At 34.8% G+C, this 22,540-nt stretch carries 13 protein-coding genes; 7 read left to right on the forward strand and 6 right to left on the reverse strand.

Going from position 1 to position 22,540, the window contains the following annotated elements; translation table 11 throughout:
* Together IJQ68_RS00500 and IJQ68_RS00505 are read left to right on the forward strand one after the other, a co-directional pair.
* Positions 1 to 489: hydrogenase iron-sulfur subunit (locus IJQ68_RS00500; protein WP_292795543.1), on the forward strand; the 489-nt coding region annotated here is incomplete at its 5' end.
* A 167-nt stretch (positions 490 to 656) separates the two neighbouring features.
* Positions 657 to 13,220 (forward strand): Ig-like domain repeat protein, encoded by a 12,564-nt coding sequence (locus IJQ68_RS00505; RefSeq protein ID WP_292795545.1) that lies wholly within the window; start codon positions 657 to 659, stop codon positions 13,218 to 13,220.
* 226 nt (positions 13,221 to 13,446) lie between these two features.
* On the opposite strand, the gene IJQ68_RS00510 is transcribed toward IJQ68_RS00505, so the two are convergent.
* From IJQ68_RS00510 to comD, 4 genes are all read right to left on the reverse strand, one after another.
* Positions 13,447 to 15,111, reverse strand: a complete 1,665-nt coding sequence (locus IJQ68_RS00510) for an AMP-binding protein (protein ID WP_292795547.1) — start codon at positions 15,109 to 15,111, stop codon at positions 13,447 to 13,449.
* Between the two features lie 191 nt (positions 15,112 to 15,302).
* Positions 15,303 to 15,878 carry an XRE family transcriptional regulator gene (locus IJQ68_RS00515; protein ID WP_292795550.1) on the reverse strand — a complete coding sequence of 192 codons (576 nt, stop codon included), beginning with the start codon at positions 15,876 to 15,878 and terminating at the stop codon, positions 15,303 to 15,305.
* 196 nt (positions 15,879 to 16,074) lie between these two features.
* Complete coding sequence (comE, locus tag IJQ68_RS00520) at positions 16,075 to 16,614, reverse strand: sulfopyruvate decarboxylase subunit beta (protein WP_292795552.1); 540 nt, start codon at positions 16,612 to 16,614, stop codon at positions 16,075 to 16,077.
* A 4-nt stretch (positions 16,615 to 16,618) separates the two neighbouring features.
* Entirely contained in the window at positions 16,619 to 17,110 is a 492-nt protein-coding gene (gene comD / locus IJQ68_RS00525) for a sulfopyruvate decarboxylase subunit alpha (protein ID WP_292795554.1), read from the reverse strand.
* Between the two features lie 113 nt (positions 17,111 to 17,223).
* On the opposite strand from comD, the gene cofH reads away from it, so the two are divergent.
* The 4 genes from cofH (at position 17,224) to IJQ68_RS00545 (ending at position 20,422) form a co-directional block, all read left to right on the forward strand.
* Positions 17,224 to 18,342 carry a 5-amino-6-(D-ribitylamino)uracil--L-tyrosine 4-hydroxyphenyl transferase CofH gene (cofH, locus tag IJQ68_RS00530; RefSeq protein WP_292795556.1) on the forward strand — a complete coding sequence of 373 codons (1,119 nt, stop codon included), beginning with the start codon at positions 17,224 to 17,226 and terminating at the stop codon, positions 18,340 to 18,342.
* 51 nt (positions 18,343 to 18,393) lie between these two features.
* Entirely contained in the window at positions 18,394 to 18,963 is a 570-nt protein-coding gene (locus IJQ68_RS00535; RefSeq protein ID WP_292795558.1) for a thymidylate kinase, read from the forward strand.
* A gap of 65 nt (positions 18,964 to 19,028) precedes the next feature.
* A complete protein-coding gene (locus IJQ68_RS00540; RefSeq protein WP_292795560.1) occupies positions 19,029 to 19,880 on the forward strand; it encodes a lipopolysaccharide assembly protein LapB in 852 nt (283 codons plus the stop codon).
* A gap of 5 nt (positions 19,881 to 19,885) precedes the next feature.
* Positions 19,886 to 20,422, forward strand: a complete 537-nt coding sequence (locus IJQ68_RS00545) for a hypothetical protein (protein ID WP_292795563.1) — start codon at positions 19,886 to 19,888, stop codon at positions 20,420 to 20,422.
* Positions 20,423 to 20,628: 206 nt separating this feature from the next.
* On the opposite strand, the gene IJQ68_RS00550 is transcribed toward IJQ68_RS00545, so the two are convergent.
* Together IJQ68_RS00550 and priS are read right to left on the reverse strand one after the other, a co-directional pair.
* Positions 20,629 to 20,886 (reverse strand): hypothetical protein, encoded by a 258-nt coding sequence (locus tag IJQ68_RS00550; RefSeq protein WP_292795565.1) that lies wholly within the window; start codon positions 20,884 to 20,886, stop codon positions 20,629 to 20,631.
* Positions 20,887 to 20,888: 2 nt separating this feature from the next.
* Complete coding sequence (priS, locus tag IJQ68_RS00555; protein ID WP_292795567.1) at positions 20,889 to 21,863, reverse strand: DNA primase catalytic subunit PriS; 975 nt, start codon at positions 21,861 to 21,863, stop codon at positions 20,889 to 20,891.
* 88 nt (positions 21,864 to 21,951) lie between these two features.
* On the opposite strand from priS, the gene IJQ68_RS00560 reads away from it, so the two are divergent.
* On the forward strand, positions 21,952 to 22,467 hold the full coding sequence (locus tag IJQ68_RS00560; protein WP_292795569.1) for a hypothetical protein: 516 nt from the start codon (positions 21,952 to 21,954) through the stop codon (positions 22,465 to 22,467).
* The last annotated feature ends 73 nt before the right edge of the window (positions 22,468 to 22,540 follow it).

The following is a 22,540-nucleotide window of genomic DNA, read 5'->3' on the forward strand; positions in this document are numbered from 1 at the left end:
GCATGTACCGGTTGCGGAAAATGTCTGGTAGGATGTCGTCAAAAGGCCATTCATGTTAACGGTAACATTGATGAAAAGATTATGGCAACCATTAAGGGAGTACTTTCCAAAAAACAGGAAGGTCAGCGTATGATTCTTGTATTCTTGGACAATATAGGCTATACTGCAGCGGACAACATCGGAGTCAACAGGCTATCCTACCCTGAATCCATTCATATTATAAAGGTCATTTCAGTCAATCGTGTAAGGCCAAACCATATCAAGTATGCTTTGGAAAATGGAGCTGATGGTGTCTTTATCGGAGAATTCCCTGGTGATTTGATGTATGATGAAGTTGAACGTAAAATTGTAAGGATAAAAGAAACTTTAGAAGAATTTAATGAAAACCCTGAAAGAATTATGTTTTCTAAAGTTTATATTCCGTATTTTACGGGTCTTGCACGCAAACTAACTGATTTTGACAAAAAAATTGAAGAATTAAATCTTTAATTTTTTTCTTATTTTTTTTTTAAAATCCTCTTTTTTTAGCCGTTTTTGGCATTTTTTAGAATACTATATATATTCTTAAAATCCATACTAAAAACATTAACTAATATAATAACAATCATTATATTGTGAAAAAACTTGGGGGTTTTTTTATTAAATACAAAACGATATTGTTTGTCTGTTTAATTGTATCTTTATTTGTAACTCTCTCTTGCGCTTCTGCAAGTGATGTTAACAATTTAGATGATAATTTAACAGCAGTAACAGATGGAAATGATATCATCTCTGTTGATGATATGCAAAATAATGAAATTATGATGATATCGGATGATGATGTTATGGAAGCATCAGATTCTGATGACTTACTAACTGGAACCTATACGGACTTAAATAGACGTATAAGTAATTCTCCGGACGGTTCCACTATTTATTTGAATGATGACTACAGCATTTATAGTGCAATCTATTTTAGTTATAGGCATGATTTGATTATAGATGGTCAGGGACATACCATTGATGCAAATGGCAATTCCAGAATATTCCATTTATATTCAACGTCATCAAATATCACATTTAAAAATATTAAATTTATAAACGGTTATGCAACTGAAGGTGGAGCAATTTATTCCACAATTCCTTTAAATGTTATTAACTGTACCTTTGAGGATAATGAAGCTACAGCATCAGGTAGGGGTGGTGGAGCGATTTATTTTGCTCAACAGGACAGTACAGTAATCAATATTACTGATTCCACTTTCAGAAGAAACACAGCTCTTCAGTATGGTGGTGCAATTGAATTCGACAATTCCAACCAGCCAGGATATATCGCTAACATTAAAAACTGTGTTTTTGAGGAAAACACTATAACAGGAATTAGTGCAATGGGTGGTGGAGCGATTTTGGTATATAGATATGTTACAGTTAACATTGATTCAACCAAATTCATAAATAACTCTGCAAAAGATTCTGAAGGTGGAGCTATAAGATATTCAGGAACAGTCACTGTCAATAATTCAGAATTTTATTCCAATAATGCTATACATGGTGGAGCGTTATGTTTCGGTCAGATTTATGCTTTAAATGTTTATAATTCCAAATTTGTTGATAATTATGCTAAATTTCAGGGTGGTGCTGTTAAAGCTCGTGATTTTGACATGAATAATGTGACTTTTATCAACAACACTGCTGATGAAGCTGGTGGAGCATTATTTTCAAGATCAGGTGTTGCTGTTTTAGCTGATTCACAATTTATTAACAACACAGCTCCAACTGGTGCAGGATTATTTATTCATGGTGATGTAAGCAGTATAAGTGTTGTAGATACCAATTTCACTCATAACATAGCTTCTGCCAATGGTGGGGGATTATATTCAAACACTCCAAACATGATAGCTATTGCAGGCGCAAATTTCATAAATAACCTCGCTAGCAATGGTGGTGGAGCATATATTGCTAAAGGAAGAACTTCCATTTCAGTTTCCAAATTTGAAGATAACACTGCTTCCGCTGAAGGTGGAGCAATATATATTGCAGCAGCCAATAATGAGGTTATCAACTCAAATTTCAAAAACAACACTGCTCAGATAGGTGGTGCTGTATATTGGAATGGGGACGCAGGTAAACTTCAAGGCTCAACATTCATTTCAAACAATGGTATAAACGGTTCTTCTGTTTACTGGAGATCCACAAACGGTAACTTAATCAATTCAAACTTTGATGACACTGATTCAACTGGAAAATCACTTCAATGGCATGGTACCAACGGTAGAATTTCCGAATCTCGATTCATCGGAAATGACACTATTTTCATTTGCCAGCATGCTTCAGTAAGTTTGGATTCAAACACACAGACCTCAACTTCCAGCGAAGGCTATTCAGTATTCAATGAGGGTATTGCAAGTTTCGCTTCAAACACATTCAACAATCTAATTTATAATAACGGAACCATTACTTCAGATACATATATAATTACATTAAATAATGACACTCTCATTTCAGATATAAATTCTGCAGTAATATATACATCAGTTGAAGACGATAACGGTAACTACATTAAACTGAACAAAGACTTGGTCAATGTTTTCGAATCTCAAAGGTTAAGCACATCTTTCAATAATACCCATTATGTTTCAACAGTTAACAATATTGCTATCGGTTATCATAATGTTTCAGCAGATGACTATGCTGGATTAGGTCTGTCCGATGTTAATGTGATGCCTGGTGGTATATTATATTTAATAATTAACCTTACTGTAAACCAGACTAATTATGGTGAGAAAGTAGTATTCACAACTACTGTAGTAAACACTACATATAACGGTACTGTTGATTTGGCAATTAATGACATTCATTATAATGTAACTCTTATAAACGGTACTGCTGTATTGACTTTGTATAATATGGCACCTAATACATATGATGTTATCGCATCATATATGGATTATAATCAGACTGTCACTGCAGAGGTGGAAATCAAGGTTGAACTTCGTAATTCCACTTTAAGCATTATTGCTAATAATGTATATTATGGCAATATCACAACTATTAATATAACTGTTACAAATGGTACTACTGGTACTGTATATGTATTCGTAAATAATAAGATGTATATCCTTACTTTAGCTAATAGTACTGCACAGCTTAATTTAACTGGTTTGTCAGGTAATAACTATACTGCTTATGCAATCTATAATGGTGATTCATACTTCTACAGCTCATACAATCAGACTAGTTTTACAGTATATAAACACACCCCACAAATAAATATTACAGTCAGTGATATCCATGTGGGTGAAATAGCTACAATTAAAGTTAACTTGCCTAGTGATATCACAGGAACAGTATTTATTGATGTAGATGATGATGAATATAGATATGTTAACAAATCATCAATTACATTATATGTTAATAACTTAACCGCAGGCAATATCAGTGTAAGAGTACATTACTTAGGTGACAATAAGTATTATGAAGCCAATAACAGCGCTTCATTCAATGTGACTAAAAAGAATATGACCATTATTGTACAAACTGCCCCTATCCCAGTTGGTGAAAATGAGACAATTTCTGTCATTTTACCTAGTGATGCAAAAGGCCTTGTACTTCTGGATGTAAATGGAACCAAGTATTATGCATATGCAAACAACACTGTAGCTAAGTTTATAATCAGCGGACTTTCCAGAGGAGTATATAATGTAACTGCAGAATATGCAGAAGGTCCAATTTACAATACAGCCACAAATACATCTTCATTCTTTGTATACTACATTTACGCATTTGACTTTAATGTGTCTGCAACAACAGACAGTGATTTGAATGTATATGTCAGCATTTCCCTTCCAAGTGATGTTGATGGGGATGTGGTCGTTGAAATCAACGGATCCAACTACACTGCCCACATAAGTAAAGGTAAGGCTACCGTAATGATTCCAAATCTTAACGGCGGTGCATATAACGGTACGGTCTATCTTGAAAACGACACTAAATACGGACCTTCCAACAGAACATTCATAGTTGATTTGGAAAGGGTTTCTCCAACAGTTAACGTTATTTATAACTCCACTATCTATGTTGATGATGATGCAATAATTAAAGTAACTGTTGACAGCGATGCAACAGGAAATATTACAATCACAATCAACAACACAGATTACACTGAAAAGATAAATAACGGTGAGGCATTATTCAATATCACCGGCCTGGTATGGCATGAATATGCATTCAATGTAACTTATACGGGCGACAGGAAATATCTGCCTGATGTAAAAGAGCATGTCCTGACTGTAAGCAGAATTCATAACTACTATTCAATGCTTGAAACCGAAAGCATTTATGTAGGTGAAAATGCAACAATTAAGGTTACATTTGAAGAGGATACAACCGGAAATGTCACACTGCTCATAAACGGATCAACTTACATAATTAATCTTAAAAATGGAACAGGTTCCATTAATATCTCAGGATTGCCTGTAGGAAAACACACTATTGACGCTACATACAGCGGAGACAGCAAATATGAACCATGTCACAGAGTATTTGAAGATTTCTATGTAAGAAAAATTGCAAATTATGATTTCACTCCTAACGGTCAGGCTAATGATACTCATGCAAATATTACAGTAGAACTGCCTGCTGATGCTGATGGTTATGTAAATATTACCATTAATGGGCAAACTTATCCTAATATTGAAGTGAAAGACTGTAAAGCTAATTTAACTGTCGGAGGATTGTCTGCAGGTGTACAATATCCTGTAAAAATCGATTACAGTGGTAATAATAATTATGAGCCTGCTTCTAAAAACATTACCTTAAGAAGTGATAAAACATTTGATTATGAATTCAATATCACTATTAATGATATACATGTTGGAGACATTGCTTATCTGGTAATTACCATACCTGAAGCAAATGACACTGATTTGGTTAGAATCACTGTCGAAAACAGAACTCCTGTAATCGCATCCATAGTAAACGGTACTATCAATCATCCAATAATCGGATTGGAAGAAGGAGATTATTCCATCATTGTCGAGTACTTAGGTAATAGCAAATTTGAAGCATCTACCAGATATGAGGATGTCCATGTATCCAAGATATCTTCCTATAAGTTTGATGTCGTTGCCAACGAACCTAAAGTAGGTGAAAACTTAACTGTAGATATACAATTGCCTACTGATTCATCAGGAAATGTAACTGTAACTGTAAGCATAAACAATACAAACTATACCGCAAATGTTACAAACGGTACGGCCCGTGTTGTCATTCCGAATCTGCCTGAAGGAATCTACAATACTACTGTATTCTTCTCAGGAGACAACAAATACCACAATGCAACCAAAGTAATTGAAGTGACTGTTGTCAAAATTGATTCTTATGCATTTGACGTAACTCCGGAAAATATCTATGTTGGAAGCGAAGAACACATTAAAATTACCTTACCTGAAGATATTACGGGAAATGTAACAATTACAATCGATAATACTGATTATATCAACAAATCTGTCACTGTAGTTAACGGTACCGGATGGTTTAATGTAACAGGTTTGGCTAAAGGACAATATGTTTTCTCAGTTGCCTTTGATAATGATTCCAAATACGAATCAGACATCAAATATGGAAACTTTGAAGTATTATCCATAAACGATTACTTATTCAATGTAACCGTCAGCGATCCGAATTACGTCAGGGACAACATTACATTTAAAGTGGAATTGCCAACCGATGCTACAGGTGAGGTTAATGTCCGTATTTTTGCGACAGACTTCAAAGGAGAAGTTAAAAACGGTGTTGCTGTTGTTAATATAACAGCTCCTTATTATGGAAGTTTCCCATATCTCGTTTCATTCGAAGAACCTGGAAAATATGTGTTAAAAACACAATCCGGAACACTTACTATTTCAAAATTGGACGTTGATGTAACTCCTGAATATAATAAAACCGTTCATGTTGGAGAAAAAGTCACATTTAAAGTGCAATTGCCTGAAGACGCTACCGGAACAATCACGATTGTCAGCCGTATTGTTTCATATACCGTACCTTTAGTAAACGGTTCTGCTAATGTTACCATTGACGGTTATCCTTTAGCACAATCATACTCACCTGCAATCTCATACAGTGGGGATGACAGATATAATCCGGCCAGCTTAACCTTAAACGTTACTGTAATTAAGGTAAGTGACTATGATTTCGACTTCAATGTATCCGATATCAATGTAGGACAGACTGAAATCGTAAATGTCACTCTTCCAAGCGATGCAACAGATGATGTTTTGATATATGGTAACTTCAGTTCAAACAGATACTCCCAAGCTATTATAAACGGAAATGTTACATTCAACATCAGGAATTTGGCCGCAGGAACATACAATATCACGGTTTTATATCAGGGATATAATAAATACGAAAGCAAAAACATAACTAAAACGTTCACTGTCAGCAAAGTCAATTCCACAATAGCTATTGACTTTATAGATAATAGTATAGTTGTTGTAAGTGTCCCTGGTGATGCTACCGGAAATGTGACCATAAGGGTAGGCAGTATCAATAGGAATGTAACTATTGCAAACGGCAAGGCCACATTGGATGTCACTGATCTTTATCCTGACACTTACACTGTTTATGCAAATTATGCCGGTGACGGAAAATACTTGGAAAACGCTACAGATAAACAGATTACCCTACCTCAAACGGGTAATTATTTGATAAATGCTACAGCTAATGATATTATTGTAGGTGAAAATGCAACAATTATTGTATATCTTCCAAGTGATGCAAAAGGATATGTGAATATTACTGTAAACAATAGTGAAATTAAAAGGGCGGAAATAACGAATGGTGTTGCAAGATTAACTGTTCCTGATTTGGCTGTCGGAAATTATAAAGTTGTAGTCAATTTCACTGATGACAAGTATCTGTTCAAAACAAATTCCACAACATTCAATGTTGCTCAAATCAGAACAGTATTATCCCCTTCAGTCATTGTTGAAAACAGAACACTCAATATAACTGTGGACATCACTGAAAATGCAACAGGAAACATTACAATTTATGTGGATAATGTTCCTTATAGTCGTGAAATCAAAGACAACAAAGCTAATTTGGTTATTGATGTAATTCCGGGTGATATTTTCGTAAGAGCATCCTATGCCGGTGATGACAATCATACAAGCGCTAACTCTAATCTGGTTCTTGTTGAAGTTGAAAAGATTGATGATTATGATATTTTAATCGATTTAAAAGATTTAATCACTGTAGTTGAAAATAACGTAATCACTTTCACATTGCCTGAAAATGTTACTTCAAATAATTTAATAGTATTTGTTGAAGATGATGATTATATTGTTGAAATCAATTCAACAACCCATAAGGCAACATTAACTCTTCCATTACTTCCTGAAGGAGATTATGACATTGTTGTTCCTTATGAGGATGACTTATACGATTACAAAGAATTCACAGCTTCTTTCATTGTGATAAAACTTAACACAACTGTTGATGTGGAAGTTAAAAACATTACTAAAGATATGTCTGAAGTCATTAACATTACATTAAATGACACTGCTTCAGGCGAAGTATTGATTGATTTGAATGGAACAGTTTACCATAAATATCTTGAAAATGGAAAAGCCAATTTAACTGTAAGTGATTTGACTGACGGAAACTACACAGTAATTGTAACCTATCTGGGTGATAATTACTTCAATGACAATTCCACAACAGTATATTTCACTGTTTCAAAATTATCAACAGATCTGATAATCAATGCTTCCGATATTATTGTAGGTCATGATTTGAAAATTGAATTCACATTATCATCAAATATCACTGATATAATAACCGTTAAAGTAGGAAATGAAAATTACACAACATTTGTATATAAAGGAAAAGGTAATCTCACTGTCCGTGATTTGCCTGTCGGTGAATATAACATCACTGCATCCTATGCCGGTGACAATAATTATTATGCAGTTACAAACACTACAAATATCACTGTAAACGGTAAAAAATCTTCCAAAATTAATGTAAGTGTTGCAGATATTACTGTTGGTGAGGATATTATGGTTTATGTGAATGCTACTGAAGGTATTTATGGTCCTGTTTATGTGACTATCGGTGGTTTGGCTTACACTCATGATCTTGTTGACGGTAAGGTTAATTTCACTGTTTCCAATTTAACTGCACGTAATTATCAAGTCTCAGCATTCTTCATGGGTAATGATGAGTTTGAATTGTGCAATACCACTTCAACCTTTGTTGTCCATAAAAAAGACACTCCAATCAGTTTAAATGTAACTAACATTAAAATCGGTGAAGATGAGATAATTAACGTAACTGTTGCCGGTGAAGCTACCGGTGATGTCTTAATTGATATTGATGACTTACATATTTATGCTGAAATTATCAATGGCAGTGCTGTTGCTGTTATCAGTGATTTTGCTGTTGGCAAATATAATGTAACTGTTAACTATCTAGGTGATGATAAGTATAATGCTAATTCAACCAGTTCATCATTCACAGTTTCTCAGCTTGAAACTACAATTTCCATTAGCGGTTCTGATATTATAGTCGGTCAGAGAGAAGTCTTTGACATTGTGATGTCTGCTAATATTACTGAGGTTGTTATTGTTGAGATTGGTGGTGTTAATTATACTACTTTTGTTGAGAAGGGTGTTGGTAAGTTCAGTATTTCTAATCTGACTGCTGATGTTTATGATGTTGTTGTTTACTTCCCTGGAAACACCAAATACGGTGCAGTAAACAACACTACTTCTATTAAAGTCAGTGATAAATTGCCTTCTGCAATCACGATTAATGTTTCAGATATATTTGTTGGTGATGAGTTAACTGTTTATGTTAATGTCACTCCTGGCGCTACTGGCCGTGTAACTGTCGTTGTTGCAGGTGACACTTTCACTAAGGAATTATCCGGTGATTCAGCTAATTTCACAATTTCCGGTTTAATTGCCCGTGATTATCATGTGACTGCATACTATCGCGGTGATGATGTCTACCTAATCAGCAATTCAACAGCTAACTTCACGGTTAACAAGAAAGATACTTTAATTAATGCGTCTGCTAAAGACATTATTGTAGGTGAGGCAACTGAAATCTCTGTAAACCTTACTGATGGTGCTACAGGCATTGTTCTTGTTGATATCAACGGAACCAAATATTATGCAAACATTACTGATTCAAAAGTCATATTGAATGTTCCTAACTTGGCTGTAGGATCTTATGATGTGGTTGTTTCATATCTTGGTGATGACCGCTTCCATTCAAATGAAACTGAGACAAGCTTCAAAGTCTCCAAAGTGACTTCTGAGATTAGCATTTCCCTGCCTGACGGAGAAATCTATGCTTACGGAGATAATGTCGTCATTCATGTAACAGGTCCGGAAGACGTAACAGGCGTTGCAACCTTAAATGTTGTAACTAAATACGGTCATGACGAATACACGGTTTATATCAATAATGGGGAAGCTAGTTTAACTATTATAAAACCTGATGTGGACGATTATAATGTTTCAGCAGTTTATCTGGAAAACTACAAATATTACTCTTCAAATTCATCCAAACTACCATTTGAAGTATATATGAACGGTTCTGAAATCAATGTAAATGGCCATGACATCAGTGTAGGCGAAACCGAAACAATCGTTGTCACTTTCCCTATAGGAGAATATTCAGGAAATGTAACTTTCTATGTCGATGAAAGAGAATTCACAAGAGAAATATCATATGACTCTGCAACAAACATCAGTACTGCTACTTTAACATTGGATGACCTTGTTTCAGGAACTTATACTGTCAGAGCAGTATTCGTAAATGTTGAAGATGGAAAAACTGTAGTTCATGAAGGAAGTGATGTATTCACAGTATCCAAAATCAAATCTGCAATTGTTATCGATTCAATTTCAGACATTAAAGTTGGTGAAAATGCTACAATCAGATTGCTCATAACTCCTTCAGATGTTACAGGAACAGTTGATGTCTATGTAAACAGCAAACATTATAGCGTAAACGTAACAAATCCTATATTAACAGTCTCAGACTTGAAAGAAGGTGAAGCTTCAGTTTATGCTGTATATCCTGGAGACAGCAAATACTTGTCATCAAATGACACAGCATCATTCAATGTTTACAAAAATGATGTGGTGCCGGAATTAAGCGTATCAGATATTGATATCAGTCAGATGATTAACATTACTGTTAAATTGCCTGGCGATGCAACCGGCTATGTATTACTTGACATTAACGGAACCCAGTTCTATGCTGATGTAGAAAACGGAACTGCAAAATATCTAATTGTTCCAGCAAATACTGGTGAATTTGTTGTAACCGCAACATATCTCGGTGACGACAAATATTATTCAAATTCAACTACATGTTCTTTTGTGTGCTCTAAAATTAAAACAGACATCATAATATCAGGTGAAAATATTGTCGTCGGCCATGATGAGGTACTGACAATTACCACCGCTAACTTTACAGAAGTAATCACTGTTGAAATTGAAGGCATCAATTACACAACATTTGTAGAAAATGGAATTGGTAATTTAACTATTTCAAACTTGCCTATCGGTAATTATAATGCTACAGTCTACTTCCCTGGAAACACTAAGTATAATGCAGTAAGCAACCGTACCTCATTTGAAGTCACTGACAAAAAATCTTCCGCACTTTCAATCGATGTCAAAGACATTATTGTCGGACAGGATGCAGTTATAACTGTTAATGTCACTGATGGGGCAACTGGTGAGGTAACAATCGTAATCAGAGGAAGAGAATACACAGAAAAATTAGAAAACGGATCCGCTACATTCACTATTTCCAACTTAACAGCTAGAGACTATGAAGTCACTGCAATCTACAGCGGCGATGAAAGTTACCTGCCAAGCAATAATACTGCAGGATTTGCTGTTGAAAAAATAGCTGTTGAAATTAAAGTGGATGCAAAAGACATACTGGTCAATGAAACAGAAACAATTGAAATCAGATTATCTGAAGATATTGACGGAATTGTTTTAGTAAATGTCAATTCAACAGGTTACTATGTAAATGTCACAGAAGGATATGGAGTATTGAAACTTGATAACTTAAAATCAGGCGATTATAATGTGACTGCAACATTCCTCGGTGATGATGTCTATAAATCAGCATCCAATGCAACTTCATTTGCAGTAAGCATCAAATCCGTTCCGGAAATAAATGTGGATGTAAATGATGATAATGTTACTGTAGTCCTGCCTGAGGATGCAACAGGCAATGTAACTGTATTGATTGATGGTAAAGAAGTTCCTGGAGAAGTTATCAACAATACTGTCGTTGTAGATACCAGTAATTTAGCTCCTGGAAACCATACTGTCGAAGTCATCTATCCTGGTGATGATAAATATGCTCCATATGACAATACAACAACCGTTGAAGTGCCTAAAGTTGATGATTACAAATTTGATGTTGATATTAAAGTTGATGGAAATGATGCAGTCGTTTCAGTTGAACTGCCTGAAGACGTTAACGGCGTAGTATTTGTTGATGTTGACGGTACCGGTTACTATGTAAACGTCACAAACGGTAAAGGATCAGCTGAACTGACCAATTTCGACATAGGCAAACACAACATTACAGTCAGATATGATGGTGATGACAAATATGGTGAAAGTGAGAAATCTTCCTCATTTGTTGTCGATGATAAGCATATCACTCCAATTGACATCATAACTCATGATATTCATGTTGGAGATAATTTAACTGTTTATGTAATAGTACCAAGTGATGCCACTGGAGAAATCACTATCCAAATTGATTCAGCAAATTACACTGCTCCAATTAACAGAGGCGTATCCAGATTCAATATTTCCGGATTGGCTGAAGGCAATTACACAGTAAATGCAATCTATAACGGCAGCGTAAAATATGACTCAAACACTACATCAGCTCCAGTAAAAGTTTCAAAAGTTGATGATTACCCAATTGACATTATTGAAAACGGTAAAAATATCACTATCAACCTTCCTAGTGATGCAACCGGTAATGTTACTGTGATTGTTGACGGAGAAAACTTTACCGGTAAGGTTGTAAACGGAACAGTTACTATTTATGACCCTAACTTGACTGCAGGCCCTCACAATATTACTGTAATCTACAGCGGTGATGATAAGTACTCACCAGAGAAGAATGATACTGAAGTTGACATTAAAAATAGGGTTTTAATCGATGCTCCTTATGTAATCAAGTATTATTCTGGTCCTGAAAGATTATATGTATATCTTGAGGATTTAAACGGAAATAAAATAGCTAACGCTTCTGTTTCAATCAAAATCAATGGTGTTACATATAATAGAACCACTGATGAGAACGGTACTGCGTCACTTGCCATTAACTTAGGCGGAGGAAACTATTCAGCAATCGTTACATTCAATGGAAATGAAGAGTTCAACAGTACTTCAATAACCTCATTCGTATCTGTTTTACCTACAATCTATGGAAACGATATTGTTAAAGTTTATAGAAACGGAACTCAATATTATGCATTATTCCTGGATAGTCAGGGTAATCCGTTAGTAAATGAAAATGTGTCCTTTAATATCAACGGCGTATTCTATACTAGAACAACTAACGAAAGCGGTTGGGCTAAATTGAATATCAACCTGCAAAAAGGCACATACATTTTAACTGCATTCAACCCTGTAACTGGCGAAAAACATTCCAATTTAATAACTGTGCTTACTCAGATTGTTGAGAATAATAACCTGATTAAGTATTATCACAATGACAGTCAGTTTGTAGCCAGAATCATTACTGAAGATGGATCTTATGCTAAAGCGGGTGAACAGGTAACATTCAACATTCATGGTATGATTTATAACCGTTATACTGACAATGATGGATATGTCAGATTAAATATTAATTTGGGTCCTGGCGATTACATCATAACCACATACTATAAAGAATGTGCCGAAGGTAATCACATCCATATCTTAGAGGATTTCATAACAAATGATTTGGTAATGAGTTATAAAGACGGTTCTCAATTCATTGCTCATGTGCTGGATGGAAAAGGTAATGCGTATGAAGGTCAGACTGTTACTTTCAATATTAATGGAATGTCTTATGATAGGACAACAGATATCAATGGTGATGCCAGACTGAATATCAATCTGCAATCAGGTCAATATCTGATTACATCAACATATCTGAACGAAGTTCATACAAACACAATTGTGATAAATTAGGAGCATATTTTTACTCCTATCTTTTTTTCTTTTTAATTAAAAATTTGATTTATAATTTAACTGTTTTTCTATAAAACTTATAATTTAATTAATCATACTTTTCAAATTATTACATCTTTCATAAAAATAGAATTATTGGATTATGCTTATCTACATTGGAAGGTTAATTTATTAAAATTTAATCAATTTTTTCAAAAATTGTAAAAATAAAAAAAGTTTGAGGAAGTTATAATTCCCCATTAGCTCTTCTTTCATCAAGAAGCTTTAATCCTAAGTCGCCTAATTTGTATTTTTGAATTTTACCACTTGTAGTTAATGGGAATTCATCAACGAAGAATACGTATTTAGGAACTTTGTATCTGGCTATGCTTCCAATACAGAAATCACGGATGTCTGCTTCAGTTACATCATCAAAGCCATTTTCCTTAATAATGAATGCTCCAACGATTTCTCCGTATTTTTCATCAGGAATACCTGCAACTTGGACGTCCTGAACGCATTCATGAGTAAAGAGATATTCTTCGATTTCCCTTGGGTAGATGTTTTCTCCTCCTCTGATAATCATATCCTTGATACGACCTACAATGGAGTAGTATCCGTCTTCATCTACAGTAGCTAAGTCTCCGGAGTGGAGCCATCCGTCAGGTTCAATGGTTTCAGCAGTCTTTTCTGGCATGTTATAGTATCCTTTCATTACATTGAAACCTCTGCACATGATTTCTCCGGTTTCGCCAGGACCTAACTCTTCGCCAGTTTCAGGATCAACGATTTTAACTTCAATGTTAGGGAATTTTCTGCCTACAGTATTGATTTTTTTCTCAAAGGAATCTGCAGCATTTGTCTGTGTAAAACCAGGAGCCGCTTCAGTTAATCCGTATACGCTTGTAATCTCTTTCATGTTCATTTTTTCAATAGCATCTTTCATGGTTTCAACAGGACAGGTTGATCCTGCCATGATACCTGTACGTAAGGAGCTCATATCGAACATGTCAAACATTGGGTGGTTCATCATACCGATGAACATGGTAGGCACCCCGTAAATGGAAGTACATTTCTCTTTCTGAATTGATGAGATTGCAAGTAACGGATCGTATTCTTCAAGCATAATCATGGTGGAACCATGGGTAATGACTGCCATAACACCTAAAACGGTTCCGAAACAGTGGAATAATGGCACTTGTAGGAGTAATCTGTCGGCAGGTGAATAGTTCATGTTTTCACCTATGTAGAATCCGTCATTAACGATGTTCCTGCTTGTAAGCATTACTCCTTTAGGGAATCCTTCCGTACCACTTGTGTATTGCATGTTGATGACGTCATTTTGGGTTACTGCATCCTTTACCTTTTGGTATTCGTCGTCATCGTAGTTCATACCGAGTAACAGCAATTCGTTAGTGTTATACATTCCGCGATGTTTTTCCTGTCCTACGTGGAAGACATATTTTAAGCATGGGAATTTTTCACTGTTGAGGCTGCCTCTGGCGCAGTTTTTTAATTCAGGAACGAGCTCATGAATAATGTCAAAATAGCTTGTGTCCCTGAAGCCGTCAGTCATAGCAATAGCTTTCATATCTGATTGCTTTAAAACATATTCCAGCTCATGTGACTGGTAAGCGGTATTGACTGTTACGATTGTTGCACCTATTTTGGCTGTTGCAAACATGTATGTTAACCATTCAGGTACATTTTTAGCCCAGATACCTACATGGTCTCCTTTTTCAATTCCTAAAGCTAATAATCCTTTTGCAAGATTATCAACACGTTCATCAAATTCTTTATATGTAAATCTTAAATTTCTATCTGGATATACGATAAATTCATGATCTGGTTGTTTTTCTACTTGTGTTTCGAAAAATTTTCCAAGAGAAAGCTCTGTAAATAATTCACTCATTTTCACACCTTTTAATTATTTTGTATTTCGTAAAAAAGTCTGGTTTCGAATTCTGCTTCTTGTTGCAATCGCAATCTTTTCAAGTCCAAGTCTGGTTTAAAACATCTAAAACTGTCATTTACTTCAAATTCTTTTTCATTATTTACTTTATTTAAGTTCATTTTAAACATTTTAACCAAAACTCCTTCAATTTAATATGGTGTGTATAGTACTGCTAATATTTTAGATTCTTTTTCACCGGTTGCATGTAAATGGTGAGGAACAACGGAATCATAAAATATGCTGTCTCCTTCGCCTATGGTGAATGTGTCTTTTCCATAGATTACTTCAATTTCTCCTTCTAATACATAAATGAATTCTTCTCCTTCGTGTGAGGATAATTCCTTTTCTCCAGGTTCATAAGCGATGTCGATTATGAACGGGTCAATATTCCTGTCGATTTTACCTGATCCTAAAGAATGGAACTCAAGGTTACTTGCGTTTGTAACATCTTCTCTTCCTGAGAAGTATAATGAGTTTGTCGGTTTTCCGGCTCTTGTGACTACAGGTCCAATCTGTGGGGTGTCATCCAGGAATGTTCCAAGTCTGACTCCTAAAGCTCTTGCCATTTTTGTTAATGGTGTTAATGACGGGATAACTTCTCCATCTTCCATAGCTTTTAGAACGTCTAATTTAACGCCACTGTTTTCGGCGAGCTCTTCTATAGTCATATTCTGTCTTTCTCTAATGCTTTTTATTTTAGAAGCAAATTCTTTATTTTTTTCCATAATATATCACTTTTTTACTTTATAACATACTAAAAATTTTAGTATAATATAATTTTGTACTTTCTATTTATATAATACTTTGTAAAATCAGTTATTTTTCAGTAGTTTTAGGGGTTTTTATAAAATTTTAATTGTACATTTATGGACATTGATTAAAAAATAATGTTTTTTGATGGTTAATGATTGGTGAAAGTTATCATCTGTCAATTACATTCATAAATCTGTCTTTTATCTCTTCCGGTGTTAAATCGATAATTGGTGCTTCAGAATTTCCAGGTTTGCAGTTAAACACTATAAAATTGCAGCTGTCATTTCTTATTTTTTTCTTTAATTCGATATCAAAGAAATTATGGCTTTTAATACCTACGCTTTTTGCAATGCTTACCAGGTCCAGACCTTTTGCATATGTTTCCTGATTTCCTGTTGAGCCGTATGCGCCGTTGTTGATTACAATCCATGTCAGATTTCTTGGACTGCATGCATTGACCGTAACGAGTGAACCCATATTCATAAGAAGTGCTCCGTCACCGTCAATTACAACAACGTCCTTTTCAGGCTGTGACAGTGCCAGACCCAGACCTATTGATGAGGCAAGTCCCATTGATCCGATCATATAGAAGTTTTCAGCCCTGTCCTGGATATCATAGAGTTCCCTTGAAGGAAATCCTATATTGCAGATTACCAGTTCGTCATCGATTGATTCCATTATTTTAAAAATAGCGTCTCTTCTCTGCATGTTATCACCAGTATTTAATTTCCAATAGTATTGATACAGGTTTTCCTTCCTGTTCGGACAGTTCCCAAGAGTTTCTTATGTCTTCATATGCCGCTTCAGGATTTCCCGGTTTGAAAAAATTAAAATTCATTGCTTCCAGTATCAAAGGCGTGGACTGTCCCATCGGGACCTGTCCGCAGATGTTTTCCCCTTCAGTTCCTCTGTGGCTCATTACCATCAGTAAAGGAAATCCGTACAGTTCAGTTAGAGATTTCAATGCATTGATTGAGTTTCCAAGCCCTGAGTTCTGCATCAGTATTGCAGTTTTCCTGCCGCCAAGATAAGCTCCGGCACATAATCCTATTCCTTCTTCCTCCCTTGTCACAGGAATATGGATTATATCTTTGTCTTCATCAATCATATTTAATAATTTAGATAAGTTGACGCATGGAACGCTTACGATAAAGTCAATTCCGGCATCTTTCAGACCATTGTAAATAGCTTCTGTACTATCCATATTATCATCTTTTTAATTTCTTTATTTTCATATTGTACAATGTTGTACACTTTATTTTATAAATTAATGTATAATAGTAACATATATATTAAATTATTTACTTATTTATATTTATGTTTGATAAACTACCAATTTCTTCTAAAACAGAAAAAATCTTAACCAAATCTCTGGATGAGGCAATTTCTGTTGAAGAAGCAAATTACTTGATGAATATTAAAGGTTCTGATTTTTATCCGTTGATTGCTACAGCGGATTATTTAAGGCATGAAATTGTTGGCGACAATGTTACATTCATTAACAACTGCAATATCAACTTCACGAATATCTGTACAGTTAAATGTGGCTTTTGCGCTTTCGGAAAGGATGAGGATGACCCTGATGCTTATATATTAAATGATGAGCAGATTCTTGCAAAGGCTGAGGGGGCTGTTGAAAGGGGTGCCCATGAATTCTGTCTGATGGGAGGAGTCCATCCTGAAGCGGACATTGAATACTATGAGCATTTGCTGCAGCTGCTTAAGGGGGAATATCCTAATGTTTTGATTCACGGTTTTTCACCTACCATGATCAGCGATGCGGCTTTAGCATCAGGAATTGATATTGCCGAAGCCTGCGAAAGACTAAAATCCGCAGGTTTGGATACTTTACCCGGAACTGCTGCTGAAATACTGACTGACCGTTCAAGGGAACTGATCTGTCCTGAAAAGGTCAGCGTTGACGAATGGATTGATATAGTGAGGACTGCACACGAAGTCGGAATTCCGGGTTCAGCCACAATCATGTACGGTCATGTCGAGACATTGGAGGAACGTGTTGAACACATTGATGTTATTCGCCGCCTGCAGGAAGAGACCCACAGTTTCACGGAATTCATTCCAATGACGTTCATGCACGAGTATTCACCTATATTTCTTGAAGGCCAGTCAAATCTCGGTGCAACGGGAACTGAAGACTTGAAGCTATATGCCGTTGCCAGACTGATGTTGAGGGATTTGATTCCAAACATTCAGGTTTCCTGGGTAAAGATGGGTTTCAGATTCGCTCAGGTTTCACTTACCGCAGGTGCTAACGATTTGGGCGGTACTTTAGGTGGAGATGAACTTTCTGAGGCTTCAGGTGCTCCAGATGGTGTTGATGCATCCATCGATACCTTGGGAAGGATTGTAAGAAATCTTGGCAGAAATCCTATCGAGAGAAATTCCAAATACACTGAATTTTATCCGATTGACTAATTGAAATAAAAGTAGTTTATCATATCTATCATTAATTAACAGTGACTTATCATGAAATTCATAGCAATTGACGGCCTTGACGGGTCTGGAAAGGATACTCAAATAAATTTACTGGCTGAAGCATATAAAAAACAGGGAAAGAACGTTGTTGTACGTTCACATCCATGCAATGATAACAAATATGGCCGTAAATCCAAGGAAGCTCTTCTAAAAACCGGTAAGATTAATCATTTGAAAGCTACAATCTATTTTGGTCTTGACGCTATCAGGTCTGTTCGAAAATACTCACATGATGACAGTATTGATGTTCTGATTTTTTCAAGATATGTTCTTGCGGTCATGTATCTTCCGGACGTGGTGAACATGATTGTCTATAAAATCGTTTGCTTTGTTCTTCCTACATCAGACTGCATGTTCTTTTTGGACGTGTCTCCTGAAGAATCATTAAGAAGAATAGGTTCAAGGGATGAGGATACTGAAATGTTTGAAAACAAGGAATCTCTTATTAAAGCACGTAACAAATCCAAAAAGTTTACTTACAATTGGAATGTTGTTGACGGGGATAAATCAGTAGAGGAAATCAGTTCACAAATTATTTCTAAATGTCTGAGTTCAGACTAGTTATTATTATTTTTTTAATACTTTATACACAACTTATAAATATCATAAAAATATAATATATACTTATGAGTGAGAAGTTACTAGACCATTATGAAGAAGAAAAAAATTATGATGCAATGATAAAACTGATAGATGAAATGATTCTTGAAAACCCACAAAAAGCATCAACACTACTTTTTAAAAAAGCCGAAGCATTAATCGAATTAGAAAAATACAAACAAGCCATAACCACACTAAAAGTATATTTAAAAGACTGTTCCGATGGTGAAATGCTTAAAGCATATGTTCTGATAGCAACGTGTTATGCATCACTTGAAGATGATGAAAAAAAAGTCGAATATCTTGAAAAAGTATTGGAATTGGACCCGGAAAACGACTTGGTTTTAAAACAGCTGTCCTACCATGCATATATCGGCCATGATTTTAAGAAATGCTGTGAATACATTAAAAAACTGATAAAGCTTGAAAAGGCAGATATTGAAGATTATACTAATCTGATTTTCTGCTGCATACAACTGGACATGATAGATGATGCACTGAAATATGCAGAAAAGGTAATATCACTAGACCCTACAAATCTCGATGTATTTGCAACACTAACGATAGTCTATGAGTCCCTGGAAGATGATGAGAAGCTAAAGGAAGTCTGTGAAAGGATAATAAATTTAAATGATGATGGAACATTACAAATCATGCTTTTAAAGGCTCAGGCGTCACTGGAATTGGGAAAAGAAAAGGAAGCTTTCGAGCTTGTTGATAAAGCAATAAAATTAAATCCGTATGACCCTTTCCCTTATCTGATGAAAGGAATACTGTTGAATAGCTTGAAAAGATTTGATGAAGCAAATGAATGCTTTGGTGAAGCATTCACATTAAATCCGGAAATATTGTTGTCAATGGAAAAGTTAAGTAATTAAATATTTTGCCAAAATGCAATGTTAATCTTAATTCTGTATTGCTCAGCGATAAGTGTTATAATGAGTTCAATATTGAGAATAATATTATTTCAAGTTATTCTGAAATTGAAACATTCACAAATCAAATTTTAAGCAGTGAATCGTTTAATGATTTAGATAAATATATTTATAAAGAGTATGCTCCTTATTCCTTCATGTATTCATTTAAATATCAAATTTTTAATACAGCCAATACTATCGGATCTTCTAATTATTTTGATGTTGATAATTATATTGATATTTTTTGTGATTGTGAAGCTCAACTTCCATGTGAAAATTATTTTAATGAATATAATGATTTATTCTCTAAATTCTCCACAAATTTGGACTTAATAAATGATGAGAATAATTTTAACAGATATTGGAATTTCCTAAGAGATCCCATCATTGAACTTTGGAAAACATTTGCAAGAGGTCTTAGAGTAAATTTTAAAAATGATTATTATGGTTATAAAGTTAATTCATGGAATAGAAAATATAAAAGTAGTATTGATGAATTTTAATAAATGAAACGGATAAATTGATAAATTTTAAGGATTCTTCAAAAGAATATTCACATTCTCAAAAAAAGTTACTAAATGCAACTATTAGTGCTTATTTGAGGGGTTAAATTGTTTGAAATTAACTGTCATTTTTTTATATATGAATATATTGATATTACCTGTGGATAACTTATATATGAAATCTGTAAAATATTTAAAGAGTAATATTATAATATTTCTTTAATCCCACTATCTGTAATAATCATCAATGAATTAAGGTTTTCCAGCATTAATGAAGCTATCGGATGTGTCTGGATATCCTTATTCATTAAAACCAATTCTTTATCGACGATATCCACCCAGTTTACATTGTAAATAACAACTCCGTTAACTATCAATCCCAAATATTCCGGAACAAACCTGTTTTCATTCATCTCTTCAAAATACTGATTTTCACGAAAAATCTCTCTTAAAACATTATCCATATTTAATCACTCCTTTCATAAACAAACTTCGGCACTGCCTCTTTAAACGGATCAAAGGTTTCTCTGTTTTTAACTTCCATACATTTCATGCTGACTTTTGAATGAAGTGATGAAGGAAGTCTTAAAATCCTTTTCAAATCAATTGATACTTTGGCATCAATGGTTGCCAGGTTGACGCGAGCCATTGCTTCAACTAGATTCTTATATCTTCTGGGGCCGATATCTCTTTTAAAGTATCCCCATTCGTCATTGTCAAGGTGATGTCTGGCTTTCAGTATATCCTTCATAAGTTTAGGATTGATTCCGTCAAGCTCTTCCTGGCCTGTCAGATGCTGAACGTTATATTTCATTTTATCCGTAAATATTTTGGAATATCCTATAGGAATTGAGAAATGCTCAAAATTGAATGCCTTGTTTGAAATGTCAGTATTTATGAACTGTGACTTTGGAACTTCGGCTCCTGCGACATATTTCAATACTTCAGAGCGCAGTTCGCTGTTTGCAAGCATCATCTCTTCATCAAGAATTCTTATGTGATATCCTCTTCCGGAATAAATGAGATGGATATTGTCCAGTCCCAAATCACCTTCCAGTGTATCAATCAATGAATTTACAATTTCTAAAGCCTCGCCCAGACATATTTCACAGACGCTGTCGCAGTTGCATGACCTTATTGGAATGTCCTTTGCATCAACATCAAAAATGTATTCTGCTTTCTGCCAGTCCTGCCTTCTTCTAGGCTCATTGTAAAAAGCTACTGAAATATATGCAGCAAAGGGCGCCTTATATCTAAGGAATTTTCTAAGTGAATCTGTTCCTCTGAAAGTTTTATACCTATCGTTAGGACCGTTTCCATTATGGTCAAAACCAAACTCACGCTTTTTAATTCCATTTTTTATGAAATCAGGAAGGTCCTTTTCACTCCATTCCTCACGATAGTATTGGCGTCTTTCTTTCATGGTGGCTTTAGAAAACATAATATGAATTATTTTTATTAAAGTATTTATTATTTAGTGAAGTGTGATTTTTTAAACTATTTATATACTATTTTTTAAAATATTAAATATGGAAGAAATATTTGAAGTAATCGGTACTGAACACTTAAAGACGATATTGTCCGGCTTATCTCCTGAAGATATTGTAAAGCCTGCATATGACAATTGGTTTCCAACCCAAAAGACAGGTCATACCATACTTGATCTGGAAACCGGTGAAGTCAGAGGACTGTCAATAGAGCATAACCAGATGCCTTTGCAGTCAATGATGTACATTGAATTGTATACCATAAAATCAAGTGATTATCCGATTGAGCCGGAAGAGCTTTTCTCAAAAACAGAGTATGAAGAGTTTTTGGAGTTTATGAAGGATGAGCCTTCAGAGTTTGCACCGGATATGGTAAGCATATTCTGTCAGGACAATGATATCGATGAGGATTCTAGAAATATCGGAATATTGGCTTACAGATTCTCCCAAAACGATCAGCTGAATTATAATATGTGGGAATCAGCTATTTTAAATAAGTATTATGACAAAACTGATGAAAACCATAATCCATTTAAGTTCAGCCAGAGCAGTTTATAATTTTACTAATGCATAAAAATGAACAATTTTAAACCATTATTTTTTTTGAAATGGGCAATATTTATATATCATT

The organism is Methanobrevibacter sp. (assembly GCF_017447225.1).
GTDB lineage: Archaea > Methanobacteriota > Methanobacteria > Methanobacteriales > Methanobacteriaceae > Methanocatella.